General features: G+C 72.5%; 24 protein-coding genes and 1 pseudogene. 14 read left to right on the top strand and 11 right to left on the bottom strand.

The window, feature by feature from the left end; all coding sequences use genetic code 11:
* Positions 1-2: 2 nt before the first annotated feature.
* On the bottom strand, positions 3-1,346 hold the full coding sequence (gene allB / locus HED23_RS12125) for an allantoinase AllB (protein WP_203183411.1): 1,344 nt from the start codon (positions 1,344-1,346) through the stop codon (positions 3-5).
* A gap of 333 nt (positions 1,347-1,679) precedes the next feature.
* Between allB and HED23_RS12120 the strand changes: the two genes are divergently transcribed.
* Positions 1,680-2,483 (top strand): IclR family transcriptional regulator, encoded by an 804-nt coding sequence (locus HED23_RS12120; RefSeq protein WP_203183410.1) that lies wholly within the window; start codon positions 1,680-1,682, stop codon positions 2,481-2,483.
* A 227-nt stretch (positions 2,484-2,710) separates the two neighbouring features.
* Here HED23_RS12120 and HED23_RS12115 read toward each other — a convergent pair whose 3' ends face one another.
* A complete protein-coding gene (locus HED23_RS12115) occupies positions 2,711-3,013 on the bottom strand; it encodes a DUF5955 family protein (protein WP_203187450.1) in 303 nt (100 codons plus the stop codon).
* 202 nt (positions 3,014-3,215) lie between these two features.
* Here HED23_RS12115 and HED23_RS12110 point away from each other — a divergent pair, with 202 nt between their 5' ends.
* Both HED23_RS12110 and aceB read left to right on the top strand, forming a co-directional pair.
* A complete protein-coding gene (locus HED23_RS12110) occupies positions 3,216-3,821 on the top strand; it encodes a nucleotidyltransferase family protein (protein ID WP_203183409.1) in 606 nt (201 codons plus the stop codon).
* A gap of 254 nt (positions 3,822-4,075) precedes the next feature.
* Complete coding sequence (aceB, locus tag HED23_RS12105; protein WP_203183408.1) at positions 4,076-5,695, top strand: malate synthase A; 1,620 nt, start codon at positions 4,076-4,078, stop codon at positions 5,693-5,695.
* A 31-nt stretch (positions 5,696-5,726) separates the two neighbouring features.
* On the opposite strand, the gene HED23_RS12100 is transcribed toward aceB, so the two are convergent.
* Positions 5,727-6,083, bottom strand: a complete 357-nt coding sequence (locus tag HED23_RS12100) for a hypothetical protein (RefSeq protein ID WP_203183407.1) — start codon at positions 6,081-6,083, stop codon at positions 5,727-5,729.
* A gap of 223 nt (positions 6,084-6,306) precedes the next feature.
* Between HED23_RS12100 and HED23_RS12095 the strand changes: the two genes are divergently transcribed.
* Positions 6,307-7,026: a DinB family protein gene (locus tag HED23_RS12095; protein WP_203183406.1), complete on the top strand. Its 720-nt coding sequence runs from the start codon at positions 6,307-6,309 to the stop codon at positions 7,024-7,026.
* 45 nt (positions 7,027-7,071) lie between these two features.
* On the opposite strand, the gene HED23_RS12090 is transcribed toward HED23_RS12095, so the two are convergent.
* Both HED23_RS12090 and HED23_RS12085 read right to left on the bottom strand, forming a co-directional pair.
* Complete coding sequence (locus HED23_RS12090; protein ID WP_203183405.1) at positions 7,072-7,749, bottom strand: NUDIX domain-containing protein; 678 nt, start codon at positions 7,747-7,749, stop codon at positions 7,072-7,074.
* The gene (locus tag HED23_RS12085) at positions 7,746-8,129 is read right to left on the bottom strand and encodes a DUF4406 domain-containing protein (protein ID WP_203183404.1); all 384 of its coding nucleotides are present in this window, start codon (positions 8,127-8,129) and stop codon (positions 7,746-7,748) included. The genes HED23_RS12090 and HED23_RS12085 overlap by 4 nt, the downstream gene beginning before the upstream one ends.
* Positions 8,130-8,177: 48 nt before the next feature.
* Between HED23_RS12085 and HED23_RS12080 the strand changes: the two genes are divergently transcribed.
* The gene (locus HED23_RS12080; protein WP_203183403.1) at positions 8,178-8,936 is read left to right on the top strand and encodes a DeoR/GlpR family DNA-binding transcription regulator; all 759 of its coding nucleotides are present in this window, start codon (positions 8,178-8,180) and stop codon (positions 8,934-8,936) included.
* Positions 8,937-9,168: 232 nt separating this feature from the next.
* Entirely contained in the window at positions 9,169-9,585 is a 417-nt protein-coding gene (locus HED23_RS12075; protein WP_203183402.1) for a hypothetical protein, read from the top strand.
* A 117-nt stretch (positions 9,586-9,702) separates the two neighbouring features.
* Here HED23_RS12075 and HED23_RS12070 read toward each other — a convergent pair whose 3' ends face one another.
* Together HED23_RS12070 and murJ are read right to left on the bottom strand one after the other, a co-directional pair.
* On the bottom strand, positions 9,703-10,266 hold the full coding sequence (locus HED23_RS12070) for a peptidoglycan-binding domain-containing protein (RefSeq protein ID WP_203183401.1): 564 nt from the start codon (positions 10,264-10,266) through the stop codon (positions 9,703-9,705).
* Positions 10,267-10,513: 247 nt separating this feature from the next.
* Positions 10,514-12,499, bottom strand: a complete 1,986-nt coding sequence (murJ, locus tag HED23_RS12065) for a murein biosynthesis integral membrane protein MurJ (RefSeq protein WP_238441927.1) — start codon at positions 12,497-12,499, stop codon at positions 10,514-10,516.
* 185 nt (positions 12,500-12,684) lie between these two features.
* Here murJ and HED23_RS12060 point away from each other — a divergent pair.
* From HED23_RS12060 to HED23_RS12035, 6 genes and pseudogenes are all read left to right on the top strand, one after another.
* Positions 12,685-12,757: pseudogene (locus tag HED23_RS12060) on the top strand.
* Positions 12,758-12,853: 96 nt separating this feature from the next.
* Positions 12,854-13,990 carry a gala protein gene (locus HED23_RS12055; RefSeq protein ID WP_203183400.1) on the top strand — a complete coding sequence of 379 codons (1,137 nt, stop codon included), beginning with the start codon at positions 12,854-12,856 and terminating at the stop codon, positions 13,988-13,990.
* Positions 13,987-15,735, top strand: a complete 1,749-nt coding sequence (locus tag HED23_RS12050; RefSeq protein ID WP_203183399.1) for an ankyrin repeat domain-containing protein — start codon at positions 13,987-13,989, stop codon at positions 15,733-15,735. The genes HED23_RS12055 and HED23_RS12050 overlap by 4 nt, the downstream gene beginning before the upstream one ends.
* The gene (locus HED23_RS12045; protein ID WP_203183398.1) at positions 15,732-16,940 is read left to right on the top strand and encodes an AAA family ATPase; all 1,209 of its coding nucleotides are present in this window, start codon (positions 15,732-15,734) and stop codon (positions 16,938-16,940) included. The genes HED23_RS12050 and HED23_RS12045 overlap by 4 nt, the downstream gene beginning before the upstream one ends.
* Before the next feature lies 1 nt (position 16,941).
* Positions 16,942-18,102 carry a DUF2201 family putative metallopeptidase gene (locus tag HED23_RS12040; protein WP_203187448.1) on the top strand — a complete coding sequence of 387 codons (1,161 nt, stop codon included), beginning with the start codon at positions 16,942-16,944 and terminating at the stop codon, positions 18,100-18,102.
* Between the two features lie 245 nt (positions 18,103-18,347).
* Positions 18,348-19,010 carry a lysophospholipid acyltransferase family protein gene (locus HED23_RS12035; protein WP_203183397.1) on the top strand — a complete coding sequence of 221 codons (663 nt, stop codon included), beginning with the start codon at positions 18,348-18,350 and terminating at the stop codon, positions 19,008-19,010.
* Positions 19,011-19,211: 201 nt separating this feature from the next.
* Here the strand turns inward: HED23_RS12035 and HED23_RS12030 are convergent, their stop codons facing one another.
* The gene (locus HED23_RS12030) at positions 19,212-20,561 is read right to left on the bottom strand and encodes a hypothetical protein (RefSeq protein ID WP_203183396.1); all 1,350 of its coding nucleotides are present in this window, start codon (positions 20,559-20,561) and stop codon (positions 19,212-19,214) included.
* 112 nt (positions 20,562-20,673) lie between these two features.
* Positions 20,674-21,252 carry a QsdR family transcriptional regulator gene (locus tag HED23_RS12025; protein ID WP_203183395.1) on the bottom strand — a complete coding sequence of 193 codons (579 nt, stop codon included), beginning with the start codon at positions 21,250-21,252 and terminating at the stop codon, positions 20,674-20,676.
* A 168-nt stretch (positions 21,253-21,420) separates the two neighbouring features.
* On the opposite strand from HED23_RS12025, the gene HED23_RS12020 reads away from it, so the two are divergent.
* On the top strand, positions 21,421-22,026 hold the full coding sequence (locus tag HED23_RS12020) for a GOLPH3/VPS74 family protein (RefSeq protein WP_203183394.1): 606 nt from the start codon (positions 21,421-21,423) through the stop codon (positions 22,024-22,026).
* Between the two features lie 15 nt (positions 22,027-22,041).
* Here the strand turns inward: HED23_RS12020 and HED23_RS12015 are convergent, their stop codons facing one another.
* Positions 22,042-23,019, bottom strand: a complete 978-nt coding sequence (locus tag HED23_RS12015; protein WP_203183393.1) for a fibronectin type III domain-containing protein — start codon at positions 23,017-23,019, stop codon at positions 22,042-22,044.
* A gap of 132 nt (positions 23,020-23,151) precedes the next feature.
* Between HED23_RS12015 and HED23_RS12010 the strand changes: the two genes are divergently transcribed.
* Entirely contained in the window at positions 23,152-23,763 is a 612-nt protein-coding gene (locus HED23_RS12010; RefSeq protein WP_203183392.1) for a TIGR03086 family metal-binding protein, read from the top strand.
* A gap of 338 nt (positions 23,764-24,101) precedes the next feature.
* On the opposite strand, the gene HED23_RS12005 is transcribed toward HED23_RS12010, so the two are convergent.
* The gene (locus tag HED23_RS12005; RefSeq protein WP_238441926.1) at positions 24,102-26,249 is read right to left on the bottom strand and encodes a hypothetical protein; all 2,148 of its coding nucleotides are present in this window, start codon (positions 26,247-26,249) and stop codon (positions 24,102-24,104) included.
* Position 26,250 lies beyond the last annotated feature (1 nt).

The raw sequence follows: 26,250 nt of genomic DNA, 5'->3' as shown, positions 1-26,250 counted from the left end.
GGTCACTGGTTCCTTTCGAGGAGGCGGCCGGTGGGTTCGGCGAGTACGCCGTCGGCCGCGATCCGCGTGCCGCGCAGCCATGTGGACCTGACGACACCGTGCAGGGTTCTGCCTGCGTAGGCGGTGACCTGGTTGCGGTGGAAGAGCCCCGCCGGATCGACGGTGAAGGTCTCGTCGGGGGCGAGGACCGCGAAGTCCGCGTCCCGTCCGGCCTCGATGGCACCCTTGCGCGTGAGGCCGGCGAGGGCTGCGGGGGCCGCGGACATCCAGCGGGCGACGTCGTCGAGGGTGTGACCTCGCCGGCGTGCCTCGGTCCAGATGGCGGGCAGGCCCAGCTGCAGCGAGGAGATCCCGCCCCAGGCGGAGGCGAAGTCGGGGGTCTTGAGGTCCGTGGTGCAGGGCGAGTGGTCCGAGACGATGCAGTCGATGGTGCCGTCGGCGAGCCCGGCCCAGAGAGCGTCCTGGTTCGCCGCCTCCCGGATGGGCGGACAGCACTTGAACTCCGTCGCTCCGTCCGGGACCTCCTCGGCGGTCAGCGTGAGGAAGTGCGGGCACGACTCGACGGTGACGCGTACGCCCTCGCGCTTGGCGGCTGCGATCAGCGGCAGCGCGTCACTGGAGGAGAGGTGCAGGACGTGGACGCGGGCGTCCAGCCGCCTGGCGTGGGCGATGAGGCCCTCGATGGCGGCGTTCTCGGCGTCGCGCGGGCGGGACGCCAGGAAGTCGGCGTACCTCTCCCCGCTTCTCTGCGGGGCTTCGGCCAGGTGGTGCGGATCCTCGGCGTGCACGATCAGCAGTCCGCCGAAACCGGCGATCTCCGCCATGGACCGGGCCAGCTGCTCCTGGTCCAGCTCGGGGAACTCCTCGACGCCGGAGGGTGAGAGGAAGCACTTGAAGCCGAAGACCCCTGCCTCGTACAGCGGGCGCAGGTCCTTCGTGTTGGACGGGATCGCGCCGCCCCAGAAGCCGGTGTCGATGTGCGCCTTGGGTGCGGCCACCCGCTGCTTGACGCTCAGGTTCTCGACCGTGGTGGTCGGCGGGAGGGAGTTGAGCGGCATGTCGAGCAGTGTCGTGATGCCACCGGCCGCCGCGGCGCGGGTGGCTGTCCAGAAGCCTTCCCACTCGGTGCGGCCGGGATCGTTCACGTGGACGTGGGTGTCGACGAGGCCCGGCAGCAGGACGTCGTCGCCGAGGTCCTCGACCTGAGCACCACCGGGCACCTCGGTGTCGTACGGCAGGACCGCCTCGATCTCCCCGCCGGCGACGAGGACCGCGGCAGCGCGGGTGCCTTCCGGGGTGACGACGCGCGTCGAGCGGAGTACCAGCTTCATGTCCACACCGGACACCTGTGCTCCTCACGCAGATTCAACGATTTGTTGAAGGAGTCTTCACTCGGGGAAGCGGCCCGTCAAGACCCCGCTTCCCCTCTCGGGGCGACCAGTGGACCATGGGCACTACTGATTGGATATTTCCACGAAGTAAAAGTTCATTTTCGACAGGCGGAACGTAGAATAGGCCAGGAGTGGCACCACCGTGCTTCGGGCCGAACGCGGCCCGGAACGCCGACACCAGGACAAAACAGGCCCTGACCGGCAAGGACGCCGCACCGGGAGCAGTGGGCCGATCGGGAACGGCCCGGTAGGCTGCTGCCTTGCCTCCGCTTCGAAAGGACCGTTGACGTGCCGCCGTCCCACGCCAGCACATCCGACTCCAAGCCCGCCGGTCCCAGCGGCGGCGTGCAGTCCCTCGAGCGCGCCTTCGATCTCCTGGAGCGCATGGCGGATGCCGGGGGCGAGGTCGGGCTCAGCGAACTCTCCGCGAGCAGCGGACTCCCCCTCCCCACCATCCACCGGCTGATGCGCACCCTGGTCGTGTGCGGTTACGTGCGCCAGCAGCCCAACCGGCGTTACGCGCTGGGTCCGCGTCTGATCCGCCTCGGCGAGTCCGCGTCCCGGCTGCTGGGCACCTGGGCGCGGCCGTATCTCCAGCGGCTGGTCGAGGAGACCGGCGAGACGGCCAACATGGCACTGCTCGACGGGGACGAGATCGTGTACGTCGCCCAGGTGCCGTCGAAGCACTCGATGCGGATGTTCACCGAGGTGGGGCGACGGGTGCTCCCCCACTCCACCGGTGTCGGCAAGGCCCTCCTCGCCCACACCCCGGCGGACGAGGTGCGGGCCCTCCTGGCCCGTACGGGCATGCCGGCGGCCACCGAGAAGACGATCACCACGCCGGACGGCTTCCTCGACGCACTGGAACAGGTGCGGAGGGCGGGCTACGCGGTGGACGACAACGAGCAGGAGATCGGGGTCCGCTGCCTCGCGGTCTCGGTACCGAACTCCCCCACCTCGGCCGCCATCTCCATCTCCGGGCCCGCGGGCCGGGTCACCGAGACTGCGACCGAGCGGATCGTGCCGATCCTGCAGCAGATCGCGAAGGAGCTCTCCGAGGCACTGGCGAGCAGCACGGGCCCGACGGGCTGACGCCGGGCCGGCTGACGTGCCCCGCCGGCGCCCGACGGGCTGACACCGGGCCCTCCCGCGCCCGACGGGCCGGTCGGGCCGGACCTGCGGCGCCAGGGGTCACTTCCCCGCCTGGTGCGCGTCCACGCCGAGCCGGGCGTCGACTCACACACCAGCGGCGACGGCACGCCGCCTGCTCTCCCGCTGACCCGGTGCGTGCGCTCCCCCTGCGGCGCCCGGTCCGCCGCTCACCCTCGCGGCGGCTCCCCGAACAGGTCGACCGCGATCCGCACCTCGCGCAGACCGGGCGCCAGCGCGCTCACCGAGCCGATCGCCCCCGCGACCAGCAGCAGCGAACGGCGCAGGCGGGGGATCTCGGGCCTGCCACTGACCGCCATGCTGTCCAGCGCGGCCAGCTCGTCCTCGGCGATGCCCCGGTCCCGGAAATCTGCGGGATGTCCGGCCAGTTCGCGACGGAGGCGGGAGACCGCCGTACGCAGCTCCGTCACTCTCGGGTCCTCGCCGCTCCCGGTCAACCGCTCCCGCCCCACGCTTCGCAACAAAGCACTCCCCCTCGCACGTCGTCGTGCCGGTGTCCCGACGTGGCCCCGGCGGCGGTCAACTGCCTGGGACCGCAGCCAAGTCAACGCCATAAAAGAGGGCGTGCGCCACTGTGCGGACAAGGAATGAGGGTACTCCTGAGGAGTGACAGCATTTCCTCCGGTACGCACGACGCAGTGGTATCCAAGGCCCATGGCTCACACACAACGGACACCCGTGGTCGCCGGAGTACTGCTCGCCGCCGGTGGCGGCCGGCGCCTCGGCGGCCGGCCGAAGGCCCTGCTGGAACACCGTGGCCGCCCGCTGGTCGAGCACGCGGTGCGGGCGCTGCGCAACGGCGGGTGCGGTCCCGTCCACGTCGTCCTGGGCGCGGCGGCGGAGGAGGTTCGGGCCCTGGCGAATCTCTCCACGTGCGAGGTGACGGTGAACCCGTCGTGGGAGGAGGGGATGGGCTCCTCGCTCCGGGCCGGGCTGGACGCCCTCGCCGGCTCGGACGCGGACGCCGCACTCGTGTTCCTGGTCGACCAGCCGGGCATCGGGGCGGAGGCGGTTGCCCGGGTCCGCTCGGCATACCGCTCCCGGACGACCCTGGCGTCCGCCGCGTACGACGGGGAGCGAGGCCACCCCGTGCTGTTCGGGGCCGACCTGTGGGCGGACGTCGCGGCGGGCGCGGTGGGCGACCAGGGGGCGCGGGCGTATCTGCGGGCGCATCGCGATGCGATCACGCTCGTCGAGTGCTCCGATGTGGCTCAGGCCCACGACATCGACACGGTGGAGGACCTGACGCGCCTGGAGTGAACGGAACGTGTCTGGGATGGCACGCCGCGCCACCACGGGGGCACGTCTGTCGACCCGGAGAATCTCGACATCAACAAACCATTGAACTTCCACCATGAGGAAACTAATATCCACTGATCAGAAGCCCATGGTTCCGCTTCCGGTCCTCGGCGGTACCCATGGCCGTATCTCGGAGCCCTGGCACCCCGTGCCGTCCCGGGCGACCCGGCGGCCGTGGGATGCCGCCGCACCACCCGCTGAAGGAGTGACAGCTCATGTCCGCACCAGCGCCGTCCCCGCTGGCCATCGTCGATGCCGAGCCCCTGCCCAGGCAGGACGAGGTCCTGACCGATGCGGCCCTCGCGTTCGTGGCCGAGCTGCACCGGCGGTTCACGCCCCGGCGTGACGAGCTGCTCGCCCGCCGTGGCGAGCGCCGCGCCGAGATCGCCCGCACCTCCACGCTGGACTTCCTGCCGGAGACGGAAGCGGTCCGCGTGGACGACACCTGGAAGGTCGCCCCGGCCCCGGCCGCGCTGGACGACCGCCGGGTGGAGATCACGGGCCCGACCGACCGGAAGATGACCATCAACGCCCTGAACTCGGGCGCCAAGGTCTGGCTCGCCGACTTCGAGGACGCGTCCGCTCCCACGTGGGAGAACGTCGTCACCGGCCAGCTCAACCTGATCGACGCGTACACCCGGAACATCGACTTCACCGACCCGAAGTCGGGCAAGTCGTACGCCCTGAAGCCCGCCGAGGAGCTCGCGACCGTCGTCACGCGCCCGCGCGGCTGGCACCTGGACGAGCGCCACCTCCAGCTCGACGGCACCCCGGTGCCCGGCGCGCTGGTCGACTTCGGTCTCTACTTCTTCCACAACGCGCAACGCCTGATCGACCTCGGCAAGGGCCCGTACTTCTATCTGCCGAAGACGGAGTCGTACCTGGAGGCCCGCCTCTGGAACGAGATCTTCGTCTTCGCCCAGGACTACGTCGGCATCCCGCAGGGCACGGTCCGCGCGACCGTCCTGATCGAGACGATCACCGCCGCGTACGAGATGGAGGAGATCCTCTACGAGCTCCGCGACCACGCCTCCGGGCTCAACGCGGGCCGCTGGGACTACCTCTTCTCCATCGTGAAGAACTTCCGTGACGGCGGCTCGAAGTTCGTCCTGCCGGACCGCAACCTGGTCACGATGACCGCCCCGTTCATGCGGGCGTACACCGAACTCCTGGTCCGCACCTGCCACAAGCGCGGCGCGCACGCCATCGGCGGCATGGCGGCGTTCATCCCCTCGCGGCGCGACGCCGAGGTCAACAAGGTCGCCTTCGAGAAGGTCAAGGCGGACAAGGACCGCGAGGCGGGCGACGGCTTCGACGGCTCGTGGGTGGCCCACCCCGACCTGGTCCCGATCGCGATGGCCTCCTTCGACGCGGTCCTCGGCGACAAGCCGAACCAGAAGGACCGACTGCGCGAGGACGTCTCGGTGGCGGCGGGCGACCTGATCGCCATCGACACACTGGACGCGAAGCCCTCGTACGACGGCCTGCGCAACGCGGTCGCGGTCGGCATCCGCTACATCGAGGCCTGGCTGCGGGGCATGGGCGCGGTCGCCATCTTCAACCTGATGGAGGACGCGGCCACCGCCGAGATCTCGCGCTCGCAGATCTGGCAGTGGATCAACGCGGACGTGGTCTTCGAGAACGGCGAACACGCCACGGCGGACCTGGCCCGCAAGGTCGCCGCCGAGGAACTGGCCGTGATCCGTGCGGAGATCGGCGAGGAGGCCTTCGAGTCCGGCAAGTGGCAGCAGGCCCACGACCTCCTGCTCCAGGTCTCCCTGGACCAGGACTACGCGGACTTCCTGACGCTGCCGGCGTACGAGCAGCTGGGCTGACCACCCGTCACGAAGCGCCGCACCCCGCGGGTCACCGCACCGGGGTGCGGCGCTTCCGGCATGCGGGGAGGTCGGCGGCGACCATGCGGGCGAAGCACACGGCCGTCCGCAGCAGCAGGACGTTCACGGCCGCGCCCAGCCCGCAGGCGAGCACGAGACCGGTGGCGCCGCCCGCGTCCGCTGCGGCGCCCGCGTCACCGAGCACCACGGTGAGCGGCATGAGGACGAAGACGTACAGGACGTTCAGGCCGGGCTGGGACAGCCAGAACAGCAACTGCTCGGTGTGCGAGGCGTCAAGGACGCCCACGACGAGCCCGCCGGCCATCATCGCGGCCACGTACGCGACGGCCGCGATCCGGGCGGCACGGCGACAGCGGGTACGTCTCATCGTGGTGGTCCTCTCGAGATGTCACCTGGGGTGCGGTCGGCCGCAATGCGGCGCAGCCGGCCACGCATCTCATTATTGAACATGTTCATTTCCATCCGCACACCCACCCGTGCGACGCCGCACCGCCGCACGGGCGGCGAAACCGGTCGCGCCCCGCGAGGTGAACCGTTAGCTTCCGCCTGAGCACAGTGACGTACGGGATTCGAATCGAAGGAAGCCGGTCATGGAGATCCAGGACACACGAACCGACCGACTGGGGCTGCTTCTCGGCCAGTTCGACCAGGCCAGGGAGATGGCCCAGGTGCGGCTGGCGGGTTTCGGTGACGAGGAGTACCTGTGGGAGCCGGTGGACGGTTGCTGGTCGGTACGGCGCAGGGGCGAGGCCGTGACGCCCCGGGCGTACGGACCGGGCGAGTGGGTGCTCGACAAGGGCGCCCCGGACATCCCGGCGAACGAGTACGCCGAGGTCGCACGGCAGGCCGCCGACGGCATGACGCTTTCCAAGATCGCCGAGGACTGGAGCGTGACCGTGGGGCGGGTCGAGGAGGTCCTCGCGCACACCGGTCCACCGGAGCCCGACGCGACGCCGGTCACCACCATCGCCTGGCGGCTGGAGCACCTGCACTCGTGCTTCGCCGGTCAGTGGGAGTGGACCTTCGGCGGGCGCAGTCAGGATCCGAATCTGCTGGTCGACTTCACCCCCTCCGCCACCTTGGCCCTCGACCGGTTCTGGGCACTGGTCGACCGCTGGCGCGACAGCGTCGCCACTGTCACGGACGAGCAGCTCGACACCGTCGGCTTCTCGCAGTACCCGTACGGTTCCGACCCCGACGACCCGTTCCTCGACGTGCTGGCCGGGACCAACCTCGAATTCATCCACCACATGGCCGAGATCGCGTTGCTCCGCGACCTGCGGCGGGCCCGCTTCACCACGAACGGCTGACCGCCTCGCCCGCGGACGGCGCCGGACGTCCGCGGGCCGGCGTCGTCAACCGACCTTCGCCGCAGGGGCGAAGGGACCACCCAGGGCCGCCCATTGCAGGAGAAGGATGGTCTTGCCGTCGGTGATGCGCCCGTCACGGGTCATGGCGAGGGCCTCGGCGAACGGCAGCTCGACGACCTCGATGTCCTCACCTTCCTCCTCCAGTCCCCCGCCGGTCCCCGTCAGGTCGGCCGGGGTGTAGGGGGCGGCGAAGAAGTGCAGGCGCTCGGTGACGGAACCTGGGCTCATGTAGGCGTCGAGGACGCGGGTGAGCGGGCCGAGGGTGACGCCGAGCTCCTCGGCGCTCTCGCGCCGGACGGCTGCGGCCGGGTCGTCCGCGTCGAGCAGCCCGGCGGCAGCCTCGATGAGCATGCCGTCGGGGTGGCCGTTGACGTAGGCCGGATACCGGAACTGACGGGTGAGCAGGACCCGACCGCGTCCGGTGTCGTAGGGCAGGACCACCGCGCCGTCGCCGCGGTCGTAGGTCTCGCGCTGCTGGGTGTCCCAGCGCCCGTCGCGGCGTCGGTAGTCGAAGGTGGTCCGCCTCAGGACGTGCCAGCCCTGCGAAGTGAGCTCGACGTCGCGGACCACCACATCGGGGTTGCGGTCGAGGCCGCGGCCCGCCTGGTCCAGACCGCTGCGGCCCCGGTGGTCGGGGACATCGACGCCGGGGCGGCCTGTCACGCGGCCTCCTGCGGGGAATACGGGGGGATCTCGGTCACGTCGTGATAGACGGGCAGGCCGCGCCCACGGGCGGTCGCCACGTCCTGGTCGGCCCCGGCAGAGTCCCCCGGCAGGCGCAGCACGGCGTCGCAGTGGGCGAGCAGGCGGTCGGCGGTCGGGTAGAGCACCTGGTCGGCGAGGGGGTCGGCGGGGCCCGCGCCGACGGAGTGCAGGACGGGCAGGGCGATCCATTCCCCGATGACGGGGAGGTGGCCGGCGGCGAAGACCGGCCAGGCGGCGGCTTCGAGGCGGGCGAGGTTGGCCGCCATGGCCTGCGGGTCACCGTCCGTGCCGGATCGGTAGGGGCCTGCTATCAGGATGAGCTTGGGCTTGTCGTTCATGTGCGCTACCGTACACGCATAAACGTGCAAGAACAGGAGAGAGTGTGCATGCTAGCCGCTGAACGGCGCGACCACCTGCTCGGTCTGCTCGCCCGCGAGGGCAAGATCGTCGCCAAGGACGTCGCCACCGGACTGGGAATCTCCGAGGACAGCGTGCGGCGCGATCTGCGCGATCTCGCCGCCGAGGGACTGTGCCAGCGGGTCTACGGCGGTGCGCTGCCCGTGTCGCCCGCGGTGGTCGGCTACGCCGCCCGGCAGGCCGTCACCCCGGACGGCAAGCAGAAGGTCGCCTCGGTGGCCGCCGGGCTGGTGCGGCCGGGCGGTGCGCTGATCCTCGACGGAGGAACCACCGCGCTCGCCGTCGCCCGCGCGCTCCCGCAGGATCTTTCCTGCACGGTGATCACCCACAGTCCGACGGTCGCCTCGGCCCTGCTGGACCATCCGCAGGCGGAGCTCTTCCTCCTCGGGGGCCGGATCTTCAAGCACTCGGCGGTGGCCTGCGGTGCCGCGGCGGTCGAGGCGGCCCGGAACGTCTCCGCCGACCTCTGTCTGCTCGGTGTCACCGGGGTGCACCCCGAGGCGGGACTGACCACCGCGGACTCCGAGGAGGCCGCGATGAAGCGCGCCTTGTCCGAGCGGGCCGCGGAGACCTACGTCCTCGCCTCCTCGGAGAAGATCGGCACGGCTTCGCGGTACCGCGTCCTGCCATGGGAGAAGGTCAGCGGACTGATCACCGACGCCGCCCGCCACGACCCGGTTGTCGAGCAGGTCGAGGCTCTCGGCCTGGAGATCCTGACAGCGGACTGACACCCAGGGAGCCTTCGGTGTGGTCGTGCGCGATTCGCCGAGGCGTGTCGCAGCGCACCGCCCAGGCCGGGCGGCGACCGGGCCTCGACCGGCATCGCCCCGTACCGGGCACACCACCGCCGACGAGCTATACGACACTTCTGATGCGCATGGCCGCGACGGAACGGCACAGCGGGCCGGCCGGGTCGATGTGCGGCCTGATCATCTGTTCGGACGACGTGAGGAGCTGAGGGTGGGCAGCGGATCCCGGCACGCGCGCATCGAGCTTCCCGAGGGCTCCTGGTGGGACTGGGAGGTCCTCACCTGGGATGCCGGTCAGTTCCGCCTGGCCGCCGGATACGACCTCACCTACCACCATGGCCTGGAGCTGGCCTTCGGGGACCCCCTGTTCGTCAGCTGCCCGGCGATGTTCCACGATCCGGTCTTCCGGGTGCCGACGGGCGAAGAACTGGCCCGAGTCGCGCGTCAGCTCGGTGAGGAACCGCTGGTCCTCGTCGCCTTCGAAGCGGACGCGGGCGGCCTGGAGCCCGTCTCCTGCCTCGTCGCCGCGGAGCGGCTCGAGGTCGTGCACGGGACCGTTCTCAGGTACTGGCGGGAAGACACGGACCCCGGTCAGCGCTTCGCTCCGTGGGTGCGGCCTCCGGCTTAGGTGCCGACGGCACGACGCGACATGGCCGCGCGGCCACTCCGGTCTTCAGGACCCGGGTGACTCACGCGGCCTCGCCAGGCCGTTCCGCGTGCCTGACGGCAGTCGCGCGGCAGCGCGTCAGCCGCAGGTGAGGTATTTGTACCCTGCCTGGCGCGAGTCGCCGTTGCCGTCGGGGAAGACGTACTTCCCCTCGGAGTTGCGGCTCAGGTCGAAGCTGTGCCTCTTGCCCTGGTACGTCAGGTAGAGCGTCTTGCCGCGAGCGGTCGAACCCCCGGTCTGGTACATGTGCTTGTTGAGCAAGCCGAGGGTCGTCCCGCCGGCGATGCCGTCCGGGGTGACCGCCAGCCCCTTCTGCACGTCCCTGAGGGAGTAGAAGGTGCGCCAGCCGAAGTACCCGTCGATGTCGCCCTCGGTGAAGCGCTCGTTGTCGTAATCGGTGGCGTACGCCCCTTCCGCCCAGAGGATGCGCTGCAACAGGCACGTGGCGTTGGAGTTGGGCTCGGCCTCCAGCCGCCCGAGGTCTCCCTCGTCGTCCCAGTCGTCGGAGAACCTGTCGTACCCCCGCACCCACCCGTCGGAGATCTTCGCCGAGGCGGGAGATGCCGCCAGCCCCAGCGTGGCCACCATGGCGCCACCCATGACGGCCGCGACCGTCCGTGAACGCTTTCCGTGAAAGTCCATGTGAATTCCCCGTCTCGATGATCGTCGGCGCGGGGCGGACTTCCCTGCACTCGGCAGGATCTGTGCCCCGCACGCCGCGTTGGGCATGAGCATCGCCGACGCGGGCACGGGCGGGCCACGCCGTTGCACTCAGCCGAAAACACCGAGGTCACGGAACGGGGAGGAGGTACAGGCTCCCTCTCCGCGTCCCGTGGCGGCCCGGCCCGGCGGTCGCGGAGCGAGGGCCACGCCTCGGCCGGCGTCGACCTCAGCGGCCGAGACGTCCCCGCACCATCCCGGTCAGAGCACTGAGTTCGGGCACCCGCAGGAGGTGGGCGATGGCGACGAAGACGCCGAGCAGGACGATGCCCCCTGCCACCAGGGCTGCCAGCGAGCCGGCGGCGCTGCTGCCGAGGGCACCGGTCACCACGTACGCGACTCCGCCGCCGGCCAGTGCGGCGGGAACACCCGCCACGACCAGACGTGTGTAGGTGCGCAGGACGCGGCGGCCGTCCAGGTCACCCCCGAGACGCCTGCGGAGCCGGCGCCAGGCGATGCCGAACCCGACCGCGTAGGCCAGGCCGTACGAGGCGGCCATTCCGGCGACGGCCCATCGCGGGCTGAGAGCGACGAAACACAGGGCGGATCCGCCCGCGTTGACCAGAGCGACGACCACGGTGTTGTAGAAGGGCGTGCGGGTGTCCTCGTAGGCGTAGAAACCACGCAGGACCACGTACTGGACGGAGTAGGGGATGAGCCCCAGGCCGAAGGCCATCAGGACGAACCCGATGCCGCGCGCGCCCTCGGCTCCCGAGCCCGCGTACAGCAGTGTGGCGATGGGGACGCCGAGGGCGACGAACGCGAACGCGCACGGCACGATGGCCACGGCCGAGGTCCTCAGACCGTACGAGATGTCGTCCCGTATCGCCGCCGTGTCGTCGTCCTGGGCCGAGCGGGAGATCCGGGGAAGTACGGCGGTCATCACCGAGACGGTGATGATGGCCTGCGGCATCTGCCACAGCAGCAGGGCGTAGTTGTAGGCCGTGATCCCCGAGCCCGTGTACCCGGCGTCCTCGGCGAGGGAGCCGGCCTCGGTGGCGAGCTGGGTCACGACGATCATGCCGAGCTGGTTGACGAGCACGAAGAGCAGCGTCCACTTGGCCAGGCCCATGGCCTTGCCGAGGCCATGGCCTCTGAAGTCGAACCGTGGACGCAGCCGGAAGCCCGCGTCGCGCAGGTACGGGAGCATGGCGAGCGCCTGCACGGCCAGCCCCAGCAGGGTGCCGAGCCCCAGGAGCCGTACTCCTTCGGGGGTGATGGTCGAGGGGCCGACGCCCGATGCCGTGAAGCCGCCGAAGGCCCAGACGAAACCTCCGAAGGAGGCGATGATCACGAGGTTGTTGAGAACCGGGGTCCACATCATCGCCCCGAACCGCCCACGGGCGTTGAGGATCTGCCCGAGCACCACATGGGCGCCCATGAAGAACAGCGTGGGCAGACAGTACCGGGCGAAAGCCACGGTCACCGCCATGCGCTGCGGGTCGGAGGCGATGTCGGGCGACATCATGTGCACCAGCTGCGGGGCGGCGAGCACGCACACGACGGTGACGCCCGCCAGTGCGGCCATCACCAGCGTGAGCAGACGGTTGGCGTAGGCCTCGCCCCCGTCGTCGTCCTTCTTCATGGCCCGCACGAGTTGGGGGACGAAGACCGCGTTGAGCGCTCCGCCGCCCACCAGCACGTAGATCATCGTGGGCAGGACGTTGGCGACCTGGTACGAGTCGTTGAGCGTGCCGACACCGATCGCAGCCGCCATGACCAGGGTGCGGAGGAAGCCGGTGACACGGGAGACGATGGTGCCCGCGGCCATGACCGCACTGGACTTGAGCAGTCCCGAAGGCCCGGCCGCCTTCGACCGGGCACCTTCGTCGGGGCCGGCCGGCCGGGCGCTCCCGTCCGGTTCCGCCGGGCGGCCCGAGCCCTCTGCGTCGTGCTTCGGACCGGCGTCACCCGGGGTGAAGGGCCCGCCCGCGTGCAGACCGCCGGCCGGGAGGCGAAGACGCACCGTGTCGTCGGCAGGCGCGCTGGACGTCACGGGGGCGTCGGCCGGGAGACGAAGAGACCTCGTGGCTTCGGACGGGAGACGCTGCGACTCCGTGCCGTCGGACGGGAGTCGCAGCGGCATCGTGTCGTCGGTGTGCGTTCTGCCCCCGGGACCCCAGGTCTCGTCCCTCGGGTCGTTCGGCGCGCCCATTCTCTCCCTCATCGTGCGTCAGCGACACCGGTCTTGTCCTGCGCCCCGCAGCGCTGCCGGTGGACATGGAATCGGGACCGGCGTCACCCGTGTCGGTACCGGCAGCCGCCCATGAGGAGCGGCCTCCCGCAACCAGCGTACTGGCGTGCGATTTCGCTCCGTTCCCCGTTATGATCACGCATGGCAAGGCTGTAGCGCAGAGGTCGTCGCGCCCACGCATCGAGCTGGAGGACGCCGGTTCGAATCCGGCCGGTCTTGCCGCCTGTTCTTGAGGGATGGCGTCGGTGTGCCGGCCGGGCGGTGGACGCGGTTGTCCGCTCCGGCCCGCCGCCGGCAAGGGACTGGAGAGTCGTGATGTCGCAGCCGATGCCCGTGCGCTGCCCGGCGATCGAGCACCCGGACCTTCCGCCCGCCGACGTGGCTCTGCTGGGCCCGCTGGTGAAGCGGCTCGCGGTGGAGCGGGCGGTCGGGGCGGACGAGGTGTTCCCGCTGGGGACCCTGCGTGGCGACGGACGTGTCGATCTGTGCAAGCAGGGGCTCGGGGCCCTCGGTGCGGCCGAGGTGATGCCCGCCCTCGCCGGCTCCCGCCACGCGGTGCACGTCCTGCTCGGCACCAACTCCCTCGGCGACGAGGGCGCGAGGTCGGTCGCGGACGTCCTGGGCCGGGACGGGCACGGGCTGCGGACCGTCTATCTCGGCTGCAACCGCATCGGGGCGGACGGCGCGGCCGCGCTCGCCGGGGCGCTCCGGGAGGACGCCACGGTCCGGGCCCTGTGGCTGAAGCGCAACCCGCTGGGCGACGCGGGAGTCCGGGCACTCGTGCCGATGCTCGCCCGTAACACCGCCCTGCGCACCCTGGACCTCGTCAACAGCGGGGTCACCGCCGCCGGTCTGGGCGCGCTGCTCGAAGTGCTCTCGGTGCGGGAGCGGCCCGTGGAGAGACTGTTCCTCGGTGGCAACGGCCTCGGCGCGGAGACCGCCCCGGTCCTGGCGGCGCTGGTCCGTGACGCGGGCGTACGGGAGCTGTACCTGTCGGCGAACCACCTCGGCGACGCGGGAGCCGCCGTGCTCGCCGCCGCGGCCGACCCCGAACGCCCGGTGAGGCTCGGTCTCGGCGGCAACGGGATCGGGCCCGCGGGTGCGTACGCGCTGGCCGACGCGCTCGGCGGCATCGAGGCACTCGACCTGGGGCGCCCGATGTCGGAGCGCAGCCTCGGGGCGACCGGCAACGCGACCGGTGACGCGGGGGCCCACGCGCTGGCCGCCGCCCTGCCCGGCAGCCCGCTCCGACGCCTGGAACTGGCCCACACCGGGCTGACCGGCCGAGGTGCGAAGGAACTGCTGGGCGCGGTCTCCCCGGACTCCCGGCTGGAGTACGTGGGTCTCGGCCCCGGGCTCCCCCGCAGGGTGAAGCGGTCCTTCACCGCGCGGCTGCGTCCGGACTCGGGCACCCATGCGGATCTGCGTGCGATACGGAGCGTCTACAGGTGAGGCTCGTACCCGAGGAGCGTCTCATCTCCCACGTGGAGGCGTCGAGCCTGCGCCGGGTCCGTCAGTACGCCGTGCCCGGCCGGACGGTCGAGCGGGCGACGGAGCGGCGGCTGGCGGGTGACTGGCGGGGAGGCTTCGCGGTGGCCGGAGTCGGTCTCGACTTCGACCCCGCCGATGTGGCCGCCGCGTACGGTGCGGCCGTTGCCTCGGCGCTCCTGTCGGACCTGCACCATCTGGTGCCCGACCTCGTGCACTGGCACCTGCCCCGGGTGCTCTGGGGCCGCTCGACGATCGCGACCGGACGCACTGTCGTCCTGGCGGGTTACGGGGGCGGCTCGGGACTGCCCCTGGAGCCGTATCTCCATCTGCGTACGCCTCCGATGATCGACGGTCCCCAGCGGCTCGCGCTGCGCTTCGGCGCCGTGCCCGGCGAGACCTCCCCCGGCGTCTTCCCCGCCGGTACCGAGGACTGGCGGGCGAGCCGGTTCCTGTGGGACGCCCGGCACACGGACGGTCTTCGGGAGACGGTGGCGGCCGGCGGCCGGATTCCCTTCTTCCACGACGACGGCACTCCGCTCACGCCCCAGGAGCTCGCCGCGCCCGGTGACGACGACGCCGCGGCCCGCGCGGAACGGGTGGCCCTGCTCCACCAGGACGGAAAGGTCACCGAAGCCTTCGCCGCCGCGGGCGTCGACTGGGACCCGGAACTGCCGGTGTCCGAGCGGTCGTGGCGCGGCGCCGACCCGGAGGCGAGCCTGCGCCGCATGGCGATCGACATCCCCCGGCTGGACGCGGCGGTGCGGCGCGCGACCGCCGTGGGCGGCAGGGAGCGCTTCCTGGTGCCGATGAACTGGCGGACGTACATCCACCTGGACCTCACGGATCACAGCACGGGCGGCCGGCTCCGGGCCTGTGTCGTCGAGGTGAGGACGCCGTCCGCCACCGCTCCCCACCTCCCGGAGGCGGCCTGGCGACGTCTTCCCGACCTCGATCTGCTGCGGATCGGAGCCATGCCGCCGCAGTGGCTGCATCCGCTGGTCGCCCGGGCCCTCTTCCCATCCCTCGAGGGGCCGTTCGGACCACCGGGGCCGCCGGCTCCGCGCCCCGTGCGGGTGCGATGCCGGCGGGAGTGGCACGAAGTCGTCATCCGGGACGGAGCTCTTCGCTCCCCGCACACGGACGAGGAGCGGCAACGCGAGCGTGCCATGCGGGCCTTCGGCGGGGCCGTCGCCGGCTGCTTCGCGGTGGAGCACTCCTTCACTTCGGGTGAGGGCCGGCTCCCGAAGGGGCTGCGCGCGCAGCGCCAGGAGCTGTTCCTGCGCGCCCAGCACGGGGACACCGCAGGGGTCCTGGAGCTGCTGGCCGCCGGTATGGACCTCCATGTGAAGGATGCCAGGCGACGGGGTCTGCTCCACGCCCTGCCGCTGCTCGACCACGAGGCACTGCTGCCCCGGCTGCTGGGGGCAGGACTCGATCTGGAGGCCAGGGACCACCTGGAGCGGACGCCGCTGGGTGTGGCGGTGGCTGAAGGGGGCCCCACGGGGCTCGTCCGGGCGCTGCTCGACGCCGGGGCCCGGATCGACGTGGTCGACTCGACGGAGCTCTCGCTGTCCCAGCTGGTCCGCCGGTACAAGCGCCAGGACCTCGCCTTCCTACGGGAGCGGGTGGAAGCGGAGCACCCGGGCATCGGGTCCGCGTGGTACGAAAAGTGGGGCGAGGAAGCCGGGAAGGACGAGGAACAGTGAGCACCACCATCCGGCCGGCGTCAGTCGTCCCCGGACCGCTGGAAGCGGCCGACGAGCTCAACCGGCGGCTCCGCACAACCCGCACCGAGCCCGCCAGGAGCGCGCAGCTCGACGCGCTCGCACTCGCGGTGACGGCCAATCAGCCGGTGCTGCTGTGGGGTGAGCCCGGGATCGGCAAGTCCGCCGCCATGGAACAGCTCGCCGCCGGTCTGGGCCTGGAGCTGGAGACGGTCATCGCGAGCGTCCATGAGCCGTCGGACTTCGCCGGGCTGCCGGTCGTGGGGGACGATCCGGGGGTGACGGGCGTACCGATGGCGCCGCCCGACTGGGCGGTGCGGATCGCCCGGGCAGGCCAGGGTCTTTTGTTCTTCGACGAGTTGTCCTCGGCGCCTCCCGCCGTGCAGGCGGCACTCCTGCGGGTCGTGCTCGAACGACGGGTGGGCAGCCTGCGGTTGCCGGAGACCGTCCGCGTCGTGGCGGCTGCCAACCCTCCGTCGAGCGCGGCGGACGGCTGGCACCTGAGCCCGCCGCTCGCCAACCGCTTCGTCCACCTCGGGTGGACGCACGACCCGCGCACCGTCGCCCGTGGCATGTCGGGGACGTGGCCCGACCTGGGTGTACCGGTCATCGAACCGGCCAGGGTGCCGGGCGCGGCGGCGCGGGCACGGGGCGCGGTCTCCGGGTTCCTGACGGCACGGCCCGGCCTGGTCCACCACATCCCGGCCGACGCGGAGAGCCGCGGCCGGGCATGGCCGTCCCCCAGGACCTGGGACATGGCCCTGCGGCTGCTGGCCACCGGTTACGCGGCGGGCGCCGGGCGGGAGGCGCTGGCGGCCGTGCTCACCGGTGCCGTCGGGGAGGGGGCGGGCATCGAGCTGCTCTCCTACCTGGAACACCTGGACCTGCCGGACCCCGACCGCGTACTCGCCGACCCTGACGCCTTCGCCCTGCCCGGGCGCGGGGACCGGCAGCTCGCCTTCCTGATCGCGGTCGTCGCCGCGGTCCAGGGTGACCTGACCCGGGAGCGCTGGGAGGCGGGGTGGGCCGTGCTGGCGAAGGCGGTGGACGCGGGTGTGCCCGACGTGGCCGCCCGGGCGGCGGTCGACCTGGCGGGGATGCGGAGCCTGGACTGGCCCGTGCCGGCGGGGATCGACGGCTTCCTGGACCTGCTGCGGCAGTCCGGCGCCCTGCCGCAGGGCGGCTGAGCTGGACACCACGAAGCTGCTCGCCGCGCGTTACCGGGCCGCCACGGACCGCCCGTACCTCGCCTCTGCCCTGTACGCGCTGACGGTGGTGCCGAGTGACGCGGTGCCGACCATGGGCGTGGACCGGCACTGGCGCTGCTACGTCTCGGCCGGCTTCGTCGAGCGGACGCCGGTGGCGGAGCTGGCGGCGGTGTGGGTGCACGAGGTGGCGCACCTGCTGCGCGACCACCACGGCCGGGCGGAGCTGCTCTCCGCGGCCGACCAACGGGACCGGTACCGGGTGAACGCCGCCCAGGACTGCGAGATCAACGACGACTTGATCGCCGACGGACTGCCGCTGCCCGCCGGACGGCTGGAGCCGCGCCTCTTCGGCCTTCCGGAAGGGCAGCTCTTCGAGGCGTATCTGGCCGCCCTGCCGCCCTCCCCCGGCACCCATGACTGCGGGTCGGGAGCCCATGCGCAACCGGCCCCCTGGGAGTCGGACGGGCGTGCGGGGCACACGAGGGTCGGGACGGTCGAGGCGGAGGCTCTGCGCCGCCACACCGCGGAGGCGATGCGCGCCCACGTGCGCGCCAGAGGCACCCTGCCCGGCGGCTGGCAGCGCTGGGCGGACGAGGTCCTGGAGCCCACGGTCGACTGGCGGCAGGTGCTCGCGGGCGCGGTGCGGGAAGCGGCCGCCTGGGCCGCCGGGGCGGTCGACTACACGTACCGACGGCCGTCCCGCCGGAGCGCGGCACTGCGCGGCGTCGTGCTGCCCAGCCTGCGGCGGCCGCTGCCCAGGGTGGCGGTCGTCATCGACACCTCGGGCTCGATGGGCGAGCCGGAGATCGCCGCCGCGCTGGCCGAGGTCACCGGCGTACTGCGCGAGGTGGGGATCCAGGGCAACCACGTGACGGTCCTGGCCTGCGACGCCGACGTGCAGGCGGTCTCCCGGGTGACGTCCGCCGGACAGATCACGCTGAGCGGCGGCGGTGGCACCGACATGCGGGTCGGGATCACGGCGGCGCTTGCCGGCCGGGAACGCCCGGACATCATCGTCGTACTGACGGACGGTCACACCCCCTGGCCGGAGGAGACCCCGTCGTGCCGGCTCGTCGCCGTGCTCATCGGCCCGTCCGCCCCGGCCGCTCCCCCGTGGGTCGAGACGGTGCGCGTCGGGTAGTCCGGGCCGTCGTGGTCACGAGCAGGCCGCGCGCGGCCGGTGCACGGTCCTCCCGCGGCGGCGTCCGCCGGCGGCGTCGCGCCGTCGCGCCGTCCCGTACGGACAAGGGCCGTGCCCATGGCCGATTCGGCGGCCGTGTCCGCACGTGGGCACCGGGCCGCGAAAGATGAGTGCGACTACTCAGGCTCCGGAATCCGCCGGGGCCGACGATGGGGACCAGCATCCTCGAACTCAGGAGACCGGACATGCTCAGCCGTATCGCCGACGCCCTGGTGCCCGCCGTCGGCCGCCTCACGGTCACGGCCGACGCGGGCGTCGAACTCGCCCCCGGCAGCGTCGTCGTCGCGAACCACACCTCGCTCGCCGACCCCGCCGTCGTGCTCGCCGCCCTGCACCGCCTCGGAGTTCACCCGGTCGTCATGGCGGCCGCCGGGCTGTGGCGCGTCCCGGTACTCGGCCGCGCGCTCGCGCGCGACGGCCACATCCCGGTCCACCGCGGCGACCGGCGAGCGGCGGACTCCCTGGACCGGGCGGCCGAAGCCCTCGAATGCGGACGTCTGGTCCTCATATACGCCGAGGGCGGCATCGCCTACCGGGCGGACGCCGCCGAAGCGGCACCCGGGGCCTTCCGCAGCGGCTTGTCGCGGCTCGTCCGGCGAACCGGGGCTCCGGTGGTGCCCGTCGGCCAGGCCGGCGCCCGCCGGGTCACCTCCGGAAGCGTGCCCAAGCAGCTCGCGGGCCTGGTCACGGCGCCGCTGCGCCGCCCTGAACTCCACGTGCACGTGGGAGAACCACTCCGGCTGACGGCGGACGGTGCCGCCCTGACCGAGCAGGCCCGCACAGCGGTGACGGCCGCCTGGCGCACGGCCGCCGCACATCTGGGAGAACCCGCCGCACTCGCCGCCTGAGGAGCGCTCCGCCCCGGCAGGGTCACGGCCGCGGCATGACGCAGACCCGTCGTGCCGGCTCGGGGCCGCCCCTTCGGGCCCGGCGCCCCGGCGACTCCCCCACGGGTCGCGTCGCATGCGTCACGAGCTGGGCCGTATGTCGGTGCGCCGTCCCCGGGTGGTGCTGTCCGGGAACGGCGCACCGACGTACGGCTCTCCGGCTCATCCGCCGGACGGGATGTCCACGTAGTCCTTGAAGAGCAGCGACACGGTGTGACGGTCGGACGGCCAGTTCGCCACGGTGATCGTCTCGCTCACCCCTCCGGCCCCGCGCATCGTCTGGGTGACGGGGATCGCGCCACGGGCCTGCGCGTCGGCCGGGAGGGAGAGGTCCGTGGCCGTCAGGAACGGGACCCGGTCGAAGGGCGGCAGCGCGGCGTCGAGGCGGCTCACTCCGTCGCATCCCTTGTCGAAGGCGAACAGGCCGAGGATCTGCCGCAGTTGCGGGGACACGGCGGGATTGAGGACGTCCGATCCGGCGATACGCAACCGGTCGTCGTCCGAGGTGCCGGCCCGCCACTCACGTGCGCGGACGACCGTGAGCGCCGTGTGTCCGGTGCAGGCGTCGATGGAGTCCGCGACACCACCCGGAGGAGAGACCAGCAGGCGCACGAAGCGGTCGCTGCGCTCGAACGGTTCGAAGTAGAAGTGGTTGGTGCGCTCGCCCGGGCGAACGAACGCCAGCTCGTAGTGCCCGCGTCCGCTCACTCCGAGGGGGCCGAAGGCGCCGTCCGCGCCGGCCCGCACCACATGCAGTGGGAGCAGGCCGGCTCTGGCGCCGGTGACGGGGTCGAGCCTCCACACCTCGAGACGGCCCGCGATACCCCTGTTCTGCGGGAAGTGCACGGCGCGTCCCGCGATCTGCACGGAACCAGGCGCCTCGGGCAGCACCCGGGTGGTGAGCGGAGGCCTGCCACGGAGGAACGCGTAGATGTGGCCGAAACTCTCGGCGGACGTCGCGCTCTCCGTGTGTCCTGCCTGTGGTTCGTGGACGTTGAGCGCTCCCCCGATCGACCCGTTCGGCTGGAGGCTGCTCCAGATGGCGAGAGTGGGCACCCCGCCGGGCGGCGCCGCCGCCGTACGGCCGTCCAGGTTGACGTACTTGGCGACTTCCGCCGCACGCTCCGGCACGGAGAGGTAGGCGTGCATCACGCGCGTGCCTCGCGAATGGGCGAGGATGTCGACCTTCTGGGCGCCTGTGCGTGCCAGGACGGAACCGACCAGTTCCACCAGTCCGGCGATCGCATGGTCGTCGGTGGCCACGGAGGTGTCGTACTCGTGGACGTACAGGAGGTCGTCCCGGTAGCCGTTGGCGGAGAACCGCTTGGCCTGGGACTGCCACTGCTGGGCCGAGCCCTCCTGACCGTGTACGAAGATCACGGGATTGACGGTGGTGCGCGGCGCGGTCGCGGTGTGTGCCGGGGTGGCGAGGGCGGCGAGTGCTGCGACGAGCGCCAGAAACACAGCGAGCAGCGGGGTCAGGCCCGTCCGGGCCGCCTGGGAACCGGTCATCGAGTCCTCCGAGTTGCCGTCGTCGGAGTCGGAAACTACGGCCGGCGCCGGCCGGCCCGCCAGCCACCGGCCCGAGGGTGAGACGGCGGTCTCAGATCGTGTCCGAGGACGTTCAGCGGGTTTGCCGGAGGAGGGCGCGGGCAGTGCGCTCGGCCAGTGCGAGATCGGGCCGACGGCTGCTCAGCAGCTCGGCGTACAGAGTGGATTCGACGACCCTGACGTAGAGGTACGCGAGGTCGTCGATGCCCGAGCGCGGCCAGGGAAGGTCCCCCTCCCCCTCCCCCGCCTCCAGCAGGATGCTCCGCTGGGCAAGGACCGCACGCCGGTGTACGCATCCGGCGGTCAGCAGCCGCCTTGCCGTCTCGGGCTCGGCACGCAGGAAGGACCCGAAGGGGGCGGAGGCACGCAGCGCCGTGACGAAGTAACGGGTGATCTCCAGCACCCCGTCCACGCCCGCCCGGGTGCGCCGGCGCCGCGCCCGGTCCAGGAGGTGTTCCGCGAGCTCCCACAGCACGTCGGCCAGGAGTGCGTCCCGGCTGCCGGCGACACGGTAGAGCGTCGCGCGGCTCACCGCGAGGTCCTGGGCGAGCGCGCTCATGTCCACCGTGCCGTGCCGCAGGAAGAACCGGCAGGCACGGTGCACGACATGACCCCTGGTGACCACACGCCGGGAAGCACGCGCACCTGGCACGCCGACCGCCTCCTCCGTCGACTCCGGCGCCGCCGCCGGAGCCCGGTACCTTAGCCTGCCGGCCCGCTCGGGGGCGATAATGAGCAGGACGGTCGTCTCGCCGCGCGCCAGCTCCGGACGGGGCCGGTGGGGACGCAGTTCTGTCGATGCCTCCGAGGGGAGCCGTTCATGACCACGGCGAAGGACCTGTTCATCATCACCATCGACCCGCGGCCGGAACATGCCGTGGGGCAGGGTGACCTGTCGCTCGCGCTCGCGGGAGCCGAGCTGATCGATCTCATCGGTACCGGCGCAGTCACCGTGGACGGTGACCGCATCGTGCCGGGTGAGTTGCGGACGCCGGACGACGCGCTCCTCGGCGACGCCGAGGCAGGGCTCACCCGGCAACCGCCCTACGAGCGGATCGACGACTGGCTGTGGCGCAGGGGCCAGGACCTCTCGGCCGCGTACCGGGCCGGTCTGGAGAAGGACGGCGAGCTGACGCGGAAGCGAAGCGGCCGGTTGCCCTTCGGGCCGGAGCGTGTCGAACCGGCCGATACGCCGGGCCGCCGCCGGGCGGCCGACCGCCGGGAGGCGGGGGAACCCGTGCTGGCCGCCCTCGCCTCGGCCGTGGGCATCGAGGGCGGCCGGTCCGACGCCGAGCCCGGCCTCGACGACGAGGCGGTGACGACCGTGGTGGCCGCCGTCCACGACGCGGTGATGGAGCTGGAGGCCGTACGCCAGAGGCGGAGCATCGAGAACACGGCCTTCGCAAACGTCTGGCGCGGACCCTGAGCGACCGGCCCCCGGTCAGCCGCGCAGCACCACCGTGCGCTGGGCCGAGAAGTCGCCCCATTTCCCGTCCGGGAGCTTGGGCCTGATCTTGAGTGAGTAGCGGGTACCGGGCGGGTCGGTCAGGGTGAGCCGGTACGTCGCGCGGCCCGCAGGCGGTGTGCCGCCCCAGACGATCGTGGTGGTCAGCTTTCCGTTCAGGAACAGCTGGTACGCGGGAATGGTGCCGCCGGTGTCCGGCTGGTCCCAGGAGAGGTCGACCAGGAACTCCTCGCCTCGCGCCGTGGTCTTCGTCCGCAGCCCGGTGGGAGCCGTGCTCTCGGGAGCGCCCGGCGCCGACGGAGTGGTGAGGTCGAGCGCGTTGCTGTCCGGCGAGGAACGGTCCGCGGCGTCGCGGGCCCTGACGGTGAAGGTGTAGACGGTACCGGGCCGCAGCCCGGTGAGCCGGGCAGTGGTCTGCGTTCCGGGGACGCTGTGGATCCTGGAGTCCTCCTGGTAGACGTCGTACGAGGTCACGCCCACGTCGTCCGTGGAGCCGCCCCAGGACAGGGTGACCGTACGGCCGCCGTCGGCCTTGCCGCGCAGTTCCGTCGGCCCGGTCGGCGGCTCCTCGTCGGCGGGTGCGGTGGCCGGGGTGGTCACGGGGGCCGCGACGCTCGGGGCGGAGCGGTTTCCGGCCGCGTCGCGGGCCCTGACGGTGAAGGAGTGGACGGTGGACGCGGTCAGACCGTCGATGTCGGTCATCAGCTTCGCCGCGCCCACCGAGGCGGCCTTCTTCCCGTCGCGATACACGTCGTAGCCGGTGACCCCCTCGTTGTCCGAGGCCCGCTCCCACATGACGTGCACGGAGGTGGCGCTGCCGGCCTGCGCCGTCACCCCCTCGGGGGCCGTCGGCTTCCTGGTGTCAGCTTCCGCGGGGCTGCCGCAGGCGGTGAGCGCGGCGAGGAGCAGCGCGGCGGAACAGGCGGACGCGGTGCGTGCGTGGGGGCGTTGCACGGTGAAGCCTTCCCTCCGACAGCAATGGTCCAGACCTATATGCCACGTGGGTGGGACCCACTGCAAGAGGGCAGATCGGAACGTTCCGCAATGTCCGCGATGAGTTCCGCGCCCGGAAACGGTCCTAACAGCATGGAAACGCACAAGGGAACCGCCCCCGGCATCGATCTCGAACCGGCGGCGCGGCAGATCCGCGAACTGACCGACTCCGTCGACGACCGGCAGCTGACCGGCCCGACGCCCTGCCCCGACTACTCGGTGCGGGAGCTTCTGGGACACCTGCTGGGGCTGACGGTGGCCTTCCGTGACGCGGCGCTCAAGAAGTCCGGCCCTACGACCGACACCTCCCCTGACTCGGCCATCCCGGTGCTGCCCGCCGACTGGCGCACGGCGCTGCCGCCTCTGCTGGACGAGCTCGTCCAGGCCTGGCGCTCCCCGGCCGCACTGGAGGGCATGACCCGGGCGGGCGGGGTGGATCTGCCCGGCCGGGTCGCCGGAGCAGTCGTGCGGAACGAGCTCGTCGTGCACGGCTGGGACCTGGCCCGGTCCACGGGGCAGGAGTTCCGTGCGGACGAGGCTTGTCTGCGCTCGTCGGAGGTGATGCTGACGCCCGGGGACGACGACGACAGGTCCGGACCCGGCGCGATCTTCGGCCCGCCGGTCCCCGTCCCTGCCGACGCACCGCTGGTCGACCGGGTGATCGCCCTGAGCGGGCGGCGGCCCGACTGGCAGCCGGGGGACTGAGGTACCGACGCGCCGGACGGGCCCCCGCCCGGGGGAACAACTCGCCGGTGCCTGCCCGGGCGGGAGCGATTCTCCGGGCGGGAGCGACGCAGCCGGCAGAACACCGGCCGGGGCGGAGCGACGGCACGAAGCGACCACACGGGACGACATCACTGGGGCCACGGCACGGAACGACCCCACGGGACGACAGCACAGAGCCCACGGCACGAAGCGACGGCACGGGGCGCCGACGCGAGGGCCGCACCTGCCGCGGCCGTCCTCGCGCGCGAGGACGTTCGGGCTGGCCCTGTCCGGGCTGCGAGCAGCGCGCCCGCCGGAGCCGTGCCCGCCCCGTCGGCTCAGGCACCCGCCTCCGGCGCCCGGAGCACCCGGAGGACCTCCCGGGCCCGCTCCTGGAACCGCGCGTCGGCGGACGCCGCAGCCGTGTCCGCGCCCGAGGCAGTCACCCGCACGTCCCGCTCGGCCAGATCCGTCAGCCGACGGCGGTGTGCGCCCGTCATCGTGGTGGGGCCGAGCCCCTGAAGCGCGTCCAGCGCCGTGAACGGGGCCAGGTCCCGCTCGACCGAATCCAGCAGCAGCCCCGCCGTGGCCCGCGCGTCCAGCGTCTCCGGTGCGACGGCATGCAGGGCGAGGACGATGTCCGGGGTGTGGAGCGGGTCGGGCAGAAGCCGCCGCAGGGCCTCGGTGAGCGGCCGGCCCTGGCCGCCCAGAAGTCCGGCGACGCGTGCGGCCCTGGCCACCGTCCAGCGCATCCAGCTCAGCTCGGTGTCCTCCAGCACCCCGAGCAGCAGTGGCACGGCCTCCTCCGCCCGCCCGCCGATCCGCCACAGCGCCTCCGCGATGGCGACGTCGGCGTCCAGGTCAGGGACGGTGCGGTTCGAGCCGGGGTCGCTCACCGCCGCCCGGAGCAAGGGCAGCAGCTCTGCCGCGCGCGGGCCCAGGCCGGCGGCGGCCGACGCGGCCTCACGCGCCCCGTCCCTGCCGCCGTCCGTCAGCCGCTCCGCCAGCAGGTACAGCAAGGGCTCGGCATCGTCGGTCATCTCGTACAGGGCCCTGGCGGCGCCGAGCCTCCCCTCCCGCTTCCCCGAACGGGCCTCCCTGCGCAGCGCCGCGCCTGCGGCGGCCCGGTCCGCGGGGGCGCAGACCGCCGCCACCGCCCGCGTCATCTGTTGCGGGAACGCCGCGAGCGCGCCCAGCACTTCGGGGAGGGCACAGGACGCCCGGCTCCCCCAGGCTTCGAGCAGAGCCGCGTACCGGTAGGGCTCCTGTTCGTTGAGCGTATCCGGCTCGGCCAGCCGGGCGCGTACGGCTGTGAGCAGGGCGGCGTCGTACGGAACGCGGGGTGAGCCGAGCAGGCCTCCGCACGCGGCGTCGAGAGCCCGGGGCCGCCGGGCGAGGTCCCGGCTCAGGATCGGCACGGCCAGCTCCGCGTCGACGTCGACGAGCGCCGCGAGCGCCCGGTCGGCCCGTTCGTCGTCCCGCGCGGCGAGTTCCGCCAGGACGGGCCCCGCAGTGACCGCGTGTCCGCCGAGCAGCCGGAGCAGGGGCAGCACCGCCTCAGCGGTCGACGGGTCACGGCGGAACACGTCGCACAGCGGGCCCGCAAGCAGTTCCGGCGCACTGCGCGAGACCTGCACGGCGGACTCGGCCGCCCACACGGCTTCGGCGAGCGCCCCGGGGCGCCCGCTGCGCAGTGCGGCGCCCAGCAGCTCGTACGCGCCGTCGCGGTCCGCGGGCGTGTCCCGGAGGAGGAGGGCCGAGACGACGTACTGGAGGGGCTCGTTGCGGTCGAGGTCCATGCGGTCGGCGACGAGAGGGTCGGCGGGCAGCAGCGCGAGCATGGCGTCGTGGTGCTCCGGCCCCCAGTCCGCCCCCGCGTCCACGCACCCCAGGAGAGCCGCGATACGGACCTCGGCCGGACCGCCGGGCCCCACGGCCCCTGCGGCCAGGGCTGCCGTGCCCTCCGGATCCAGGTGGACCAGGCCGCAGAGCAGTTCGGCCAGGACCTGCGGATCGGTCTCGGCATCGAAGCGCTCGCGGAGAACGCCGTACGCAGGGTCCGTCGCGCCGGTCATGGCGGCGGCCCAGGCCGCCGCCTGGCGTACCCCGCGGTCCTCCGCCGCCACCGACTCCAGCAGCAGGGGCAGTTCGGCGCTCACGGCGCGGCGGGCGGCGGCCTCGTCGCTCTCCTCGTCGTCCGCCCCGTTCTCGGCTATGCCACCGAGCAGGGCCAGTACGTCCGCCGTGCGGATGCCGGCGGCGGCGATCCGGGCGAGGTACGGCACGGCGTGAGCGGTGGCCTCGTACACCGAGCCCTGGTGCAGGATGCTTCCGTACAGGTCGGAGAGGGCGGCCGCCGCCTCCTCGTCGTCGTCCCCAGCCAGCCTCCGCAGGCAGTCGGGCACATCGGCGGCGCTGCCGTAGGCGTGCGTGAGACCGGCCCACGGGTGGGCGTCGACTTCGGCGAGGAGGCGGCTCAGATCCATG

The organism is Streptomyces pratensis (genome assembly GCF_016804005.1).
GTDB classification, from domain to species: domain Bacteria; phylum Actinomycetota; class Actinomycetes; order Streptomycetales; family Streptomycetaceae; genus Streptomyces; species Streptomyces pratensis_A.
This window is presented reverse-complemented; position numbering and strand designations above follow the sequence as displayed.